Consider the following 5885-nt stretch of genomic DNA (forward strand, 5'->3'; position numbering starts at 1 on the left):
GCGGTCATCGCCACGATGGGTAGCCAGGCCAGATCGGGCTGCTCGCGGATCGCCCGCGTCGCGGTGAGGCCGTCCATCACCGGCATCTGGATGTCCACCAGCACCAGATCGAAGGTGCCGGCCGAGACCTTCTCGACCGCCACCGCGCCGTTGTCGGCCACATCCACCACAAAGCCGGCGTGGGCCAGCATCTCGGTGGCCACCTGCTGGTTGATGTCGTTGTCTTCCACCAGCAGGATGCGCGCGTCGGCGATGGCGCGCAGCTCGGCCGCCGGCAGGGGCGACGGGGCCGTACCCGCAGCCGCCGCGCGCTCGCCGGCGTCCTCGCCGGCCAGGAGCCGCAGCACGGTGTCGAACAGCAGTGACGCGGTGACGGGCTTGATGAGCACGTCGTGGATATCCACGCTGCCCGCCGAGCGGATCAGCTCCTCCCGCCCGTAGGCGGTGACGATCACCAGCCGCGGCGGCTCGGCGAGCTTCAGGTCGCGGATGTCGCCGGCGGTGGCGATGCCGTCCCGGTCGGGCATCTGCCAGTCGAGGAAGACCACCGCGAAGGGCGCGCCGCGGGTTTCGGCCTCGCGCACCGCATGCAGCGCGGCGCGCCCCGAATCCACGGCGGTGACCGCAAAACCCATGCGCCGGAGCATGTCGGCGAGCACGTCGCGGGCGTTGGGGTTGTCATCGACCACCAGCACCGGGCGCCCGGCCAGATCGGCCCGCGGCACCAGCCGGCGCGGCTGGGCCGCCCCCCGGCCGAAACAGGCGGTGAACCAGAAGGTGGAGCCGACGCCAGGAATGCTGTCCACGCCCACTTCGCCGCCCATCAGCTCGGCCAGCCGCTTGCTGATCGCGAGCCCGAGGCCGGTACCGCCGAACTTGCGGGTGGTGGACGAATCGGCCTGCTCGAAACTGCGGAACAGCCGGCCGCGCTGGTCGTCGGTGATGCCGATGCCGGTGTCGGTGACCGACAGGCGCAGGCACGGCCCGTCGTCCCGCATCTGGGCAAGCCGCACGCGGATCGTCACCTCGCCGCGCTCGGTGAACTTCACCGCGTTGTTGGCAAAGTTGATGAGGATCTGCCCGAGCCGCAGCGGGTCGCCGACCAACTCGCCGGGCACGTTGTCGGCCACATCGACGATCAGTTCCAGCCCCTTCTCGGCGGTCTTTTCGGCGATCAGGCCGGTGACGTTGTCGAGCACCCGATCTAGGGAGAAGCCCACGTGCTCGATCACCAGCTTGCCGGCCTCGATCTTCGAGATGTCGAGGATGTCGTTGATGATGCCCAGCAGGTGCTGGCTGGCGGCCTGGATCTTGGTGAGGTAATCCCGCTGGCGCCCGGTGAGGCTGGTCTGGAGGGTCAGGTAGGCCATGCCGACGATGGCGTTCATCGGGGTGCGGATCTCGTGGCTCATGTTGGCGAGGAAATCCGACTTCACCCGCACGGCTTCCTCGGCCAGGGCGCGGGCGCGCTGCATCTCCTCGGCGGCGGCGCGCTCGGCGGTGATGTCCTCGATGATCCCGACCATGCCCTTGGTCGGGTCGGCCGCGTCGATCGCCCGACCCGACATGCGGGCCCAGAAACGGCTGCCATCGCGGCGCCGGACTTCCTGCACGCGCTGGTGGGTCTGGCCGCGCCATACCTGGGTGCGCACCTCCTGCCCGGTCTCGGCCCAGTCTTCTTCGGTGCAATACCAGATGCGGGTGAACTGCCCGATCTGCTCCCCCGGGTCGTAGCCGAACATCTCGTCCATCCGCCGGTTGGTGCGGACGATCCGCCGGTCCTTCAGCACCACGATGCCGACGCTGGCCGAATCGAGGATCGCCGCCTCCTCTTCGATGGCGGTGGCGAGATCGGCGGTGCGCCGGGCCACCTCGGCCTCCAGCAGGCTGCTCTGGTCCAGATCGGCCTGACGGCGGGCGGTGACGTCCCGGGCCAGCACGATGAAGCGCATGGTGCCGGCGCCCGGGCGGGCGGTGACGGCCAGCTCGAACCAGTGGGTCTGGCCGCCGGCCTCGATCTGCAGGGTGCGGCCCTGATCGCTGCCGTGGGCAGCGGCGGCGGCCAGGGCGGCCGTCAGGATGGCGGCGGGCTCGGGCGCCAGCAGGGTGCGGATGTCGTGCCCGGCAAGGGGCCGGGGTTGGTCGGGAAAAAGGGCGGAGTGGCGGACGTGGGCGTCGAGGCAAAGGCCGTCACGGTCCAGCTCGAGGTAGGCGTCGGGGAGGGCGTCGAGGGTGCCGGCAAGCTGCTCGCGGGCGTCGGCGGCATCGGTGGCCTGCCGTGTCAGCCGGCGGCGGCGGAAGGCAGTGGTGCCCGCCAGGCCGCCCTGCCGCACGCGCCATTCCGCACTTCCTGAGTCGGATCGGACACGGCGGGAGCGGCGCATGGGGGGCGGCTTTCAGTGAGGCGGACGGGGCGGAGACGGGATCATCGCGCCTGCTCCGCGTCTTCCGGCATCGGGTCGGCAAGGCGTACGGCGATGTCGGCAAAGGCGTCGCGACAATCCATGAAGGCGTCCACCACGTCCGGGTCGAAATGCCTGCCGCGGCCGTCGCGGATGATCCGGGTGGTTTCTTCGAGGCTGAAGGGCGGCTTGTAAACGCGGCGGGTCATCAGTGCATCGAACACGTCGGCCAGGGCCATCAGGCGGGCCGACACCGGGATGTCGTCACCGGCCAGGCGCTGCGGGTAGCCGGAGCCGTCCCATTTCTCGTGGTGGCCGAGGGCGATCTCCCGCGCCACGCCCAGAAACTGGAAGGCCCGCGAAGCACTCTCGGCCGCATCGGCGCCGGCGCTCGCCGAGGCCTGTGCCATCGCCTTGCCGATGGCGTCGGCGCCGATGGTCGCGTGATGCTTCATGATCTCGAATTCCTCGTCGGTCAGCTTGCCCGGCTTGAGCAGGATGCCGTCGGGGATGCCGACCTTGCCCAGGTCGTGTAACGGCGCGGCCTTGACGATCATGCCCAGCCGGTCGCCGGCGAGGGCGTCGCGGAAACGCTCGTGGTCGGCCAGACGCCGGGCCAGCAGCTCCACGTAGGTCTGGGTGCGCACGATGTGCAGGCCGGTCTCGTTGTCGCGGGCCTCGGAAAGGCAGGCCAGGGCGCGCACGCTGAGATCCTGGATCAACAGGTTCTCACGCATCCGCCGGGCGACTTCGCCTTCGAGCCACTGGTTCTCGACAGACAGCCGGTCGCGGGCCTGCTTGAGTTCGAGGTGGGTGCGAACCCGCGCCAGCACGATGGCCGGGTTGATCGGCTTGGTGATGTAGTCGACGGCGCCCAGCTCGAGCCCGTGCTCCTCGCTCTCGACGCCGTGCATGGCGGTCACGAAGATCACCGGGATGTTGCGGGTCACCGGGTCGGCGCGCAGGCGCTCCATCACGGCGTAGCCGTCCATGTCCGGCATCATCACGTCCAGGAGGATCAGGTCGGGGCGCGGCTGCAGCCCGGCGGCCCGCAGGGCGCGCTCGCCCGAGTTGGCCGCCCGGACGCGGTAATAGGGCTGGAGGAGCTCGCCGAGGATGGTCAGGTTCTGGGGCGTGTCATCCACGATCAGGATCGTCTGTCCCGGCTTGTTCTCGGCGTGTTGTGGGGCGCTGCCGTTACTGATCATGACCTGCCTCGGTTGGGAATGCGGGGTTCGACCCTTGCCCGGGAAGCGGGCGGATGGCGCTCGGGAGCGCACCGGGTCGATGACGTGGCACAGCGTACCACCGCACTGATTATCGGCAGCATGCACACGGGCTTTAACCCCGCGTCTCATTGCACCCCCTCAGGCAGCCAGCTTCCGGCGCAGCAGCCGCAACAACAGGCTGATGCCGGGGAGCTTCATGTAGAGCTCGCTGGCGGCGTCCCAATAATCCCGGTGGAAGTTTACCCGGCCGTCATCGTCAAACTTGAGGTGCGACACGCCCTGGATCACCTGCTCTGGCCCGCTGCGCCGGAAGCGGAAGTGAAAGGCCCACACCAGCACCGCGCCATCCGCATCCGCCACCTTCTCGAGCACCACGAAGCGCGGGGTCTCCACCTGGCGGAACATGTGCCGGAAGATGCGCTGGATCGCCGGCACGCCGCGCACGTCGTTGAAGGGGTCGGTGAAGGTGGCGTCCTCGGCGTAGAAGGCCGGCAGGCGGACGACACTCTCCTCGGTGAGGCTCTCGTAAAAGGCGATCAGGGCGTTCAGGCTCATTTCAGGCTCCGGTCCGCCGGCGCACCAGCGGGAAATACCAGCGGTAAGGCAACGCCGCCAGCAACTTCATGATGCGGGTGAAACGTTTCGGGAAATCGATCTCGAAGCGCCCTGTGGCGAAGCCCGCCACCAGCGCTTCGGCGGCGGCGTCGGGGCTCATCAACGCCGGCATGGCAAAGTCGTTGCGGGCGGTGAGGCGGGTGGCCACAAAGCCCGGATTGACCACCCACACCCCGACGCCCTTCGGCGCCAGATCGAAGTGCAGGCATTCGGCAAAGTGGATCAGCGCCGCCTTGCCCGGCCCGTAGCACAGCGCCCGGGGCAGGCCACGGTAGCCGGCCACGCTGGCCACGAAGGCGATCCCGCCACCAGGCTGCAGATCGCCCAGCACGCAGGCGGCGAGGCGCATCGCCCCGCCAAAGTTGACCGCCACCACCCGCTCGGCCACCGCCAGATCAAATTTGTCGGCGCTCATCGGCACGTAGTCGCCGGCCAGGTAGATCGCCACATCCACGCCCTGCCATGCGGCGACGAGCCGATCCCGGGCAGCGGCGAGTGCTGCAGCGTCGGTGGCATCGCAAGGCAGGATCAGCACCTCGGCGTCGCCCAGATCGAGCCCCGCCAGCCGGTCGGCGCTGCGGGCGGTGAGGGCCAGCCGCGCCCCCAGCCCGGCCAGATGCTGCGCCAGCGCCGCGCCGATGCCGCTGGAGGCGCCCACCAGCCACACCCGGCGGCCGCGCCAGTCGGTGATCTTCGGGTTCATGGCCCGGGCCGGCGGACGAAGGTGAGGGTCACCTCGCCCAGCCGGAAGCCCCATTTCGACATGTACGAGCGGTTCATCATCACCTGCCCGTCCATCAGGAACATCCAGTCGTCAAAATCCACGTGATAGGTGCGGCCATCCACCGGCAGGGCCAGCACGTAGCGCCAGCGCAGGGCGTTGCCGGCGAGCTCGCCGGTGGCCTCGCCGATCACGTCGTCGGCGCGGCCCCGGTAGCTGCCGTCGGGCTGGCGGGTGAGCGTCCACACCCGGCGCGAGGTGCTGCCGTCGGACCACTGGAAGCGCTCGTCGAGCACGCCGGTGTCGCCCTCCCAGCGGGCGTCGATCACCACGTGGAAGCGCTTCTTCACCTCGCCCGAGCGCCCCTGGAACATGCCCCAGCCGTCGACGGTGCCGTTGAGGTAGGTGCGCAGATCGAGCACCGGGGTTTCGGCCTTGTACTGTTCGACGCCCGGCGAGGCGCAGGCAGTGAGGCCGAGGCACAGGGCCGTGGCGAGCAGGGTTTTCATGATGTGATCTCCAACAGGTGACGCCAGCGCCACAGAAGCACCGCCGCCACCGCCTTGAAGGCCAGCGGCAGCAGCGCGTAGGTGAAGCTGAGGGCGGGCAGCCCGGTGCCGCTGCCCGGTTGATAGCCCAGCCACGCCAGTAGCGGCAGGGCCAGCCCGGCGGCGAGGGCCAGGTTGAGTTTGGCGGCGAGGTTCCACACCCCGAAGCAGGCGCCGGCCCGGCCCTGGCGTTCGCCCAGGTCGGCGGCGATGGCGGCGGGCAGCGCCAGATCAGCCCCGAGAGCCAGCCCGGAGGCCACGCAGACCAGCGCAAAGCCCGCCACCTCGCCGGGCCCCAGCAGGGCCGCCCAGCCGAAGGCGAGCATTGCCAGCCCCATCGCGCCGAGCCAGGCGGTCACCCGGCCATGCC

At 69.9% G+C, this 5885-nt stretch carries 6 protein-coding genes; all 6 read right to left on the reverse strand.

Translation table 11 applies throughout. The annotated features are described in order from the left end of the window. Positions 1-2333 (reverse strand): response regulator (locus QQK25_RS09240; protein WP_284187656.1); only part of this gene is annotated, 2333 nt, incomplete at its 3' end. Between the two features lie 92 nt (positions 2334-2425). Continuing rightward, entirely contained in the window at positions 2426-3610 is a 1185-nt protein-coding gene (locus QQK25_RS09245) for a response regulator (protein WP_284187657.1), read from the reverse strand. 159 nt (positions 3611-3769) lie between these two features. Beyond that, positions 3770-4186, reverse strand: a complete 417-nt coding sequence (locus tag QQK25_RS09250; protein ID WP_284187658.1) for a nuclear transport factor 2 family protein — start codon at positions 4184-4186, stop codon at positions 3770-3772. A 1-nt stretch (position 4187) separates the two neighbouring features. Continuing rightward, positions 4188-4949 (reverse strand): SDR family NAD(P)-dependent oxidoreductase, encoded by a 762-nt coding sequence (locus tag QQK25_RS09255; RefSeq protein ID WP_284187659.1) that lies wholly within the window; start codon positions 4947-4949, stop codon positions 4188-4190. Further along, positions 4946-5476, reverse strand: a complete 531-nt coding sequence (locus QQK25_RS09260) for a DUF3833 domain-containing protein (RefSeq protein WP_284187660.1) — start codon at positions 5474-5476, stop codon at positions 4946-4948. Before QQK25_RS09260 ends, QQK25_RS09255 begins: the two co-directional genes overlap by 4 nt. Continuing rightward, positions 5473-5885 (reverse strand): MFS transporter (locus tag QQK25_RS09265; protein ID WP_284187661.1); only part of this gene is annotated, 413 nt, incomplete at its 5' end. The genes QQK25_RS09260 and QQK25_RS09265, both read right to left, overlap by 4 nt.

It is taken from the genome of Zoogloea oryzae (assembly GCF_030161255.1).
GTDB classification, from domain to species: domain Bacteria; phylum Pseudomonadota; class Gammaproteobacteria; order Burkholderiales; family Rhodocyclaceae; genus Zoogloea; species Zoogloea oryzae.

What these genes read in the sequence shown, in the direction of transcription:
- QQK25_RS09245 (WP_284187657.1), bottom strand. Translation starts at nt 3,610, where the DNA reads ATGATCAGTAACGGCAGCGCCCCACAACACGCCGAGAACAAGCCGGGA.
- QQK25_RS09250 (WP_284187658.1), bottom strand. Translation starts at nt 4,186, where the DNA reads ATGAGCCTGAACGCCCTGATCGCCTTTTACGAGAGCCTCACCGAGGAG.
- QQK25_RS09255 (WP_284187659.1), bottom strand. Translation starts at nt 4,949, where the DNA reads ATGAACCCGAAGATCACCGACTGGCGCGGCCGCCGGGTGTGGCTGGTG.
- QQK25_RS09260 (WP_284187660.1), bottom strand. Translation starts at nt 5,476, where the DNA reads ATGAAAACCCTGCTCGCCACGGCCCTGTGCCTCGGCCTCACTGCCTGC.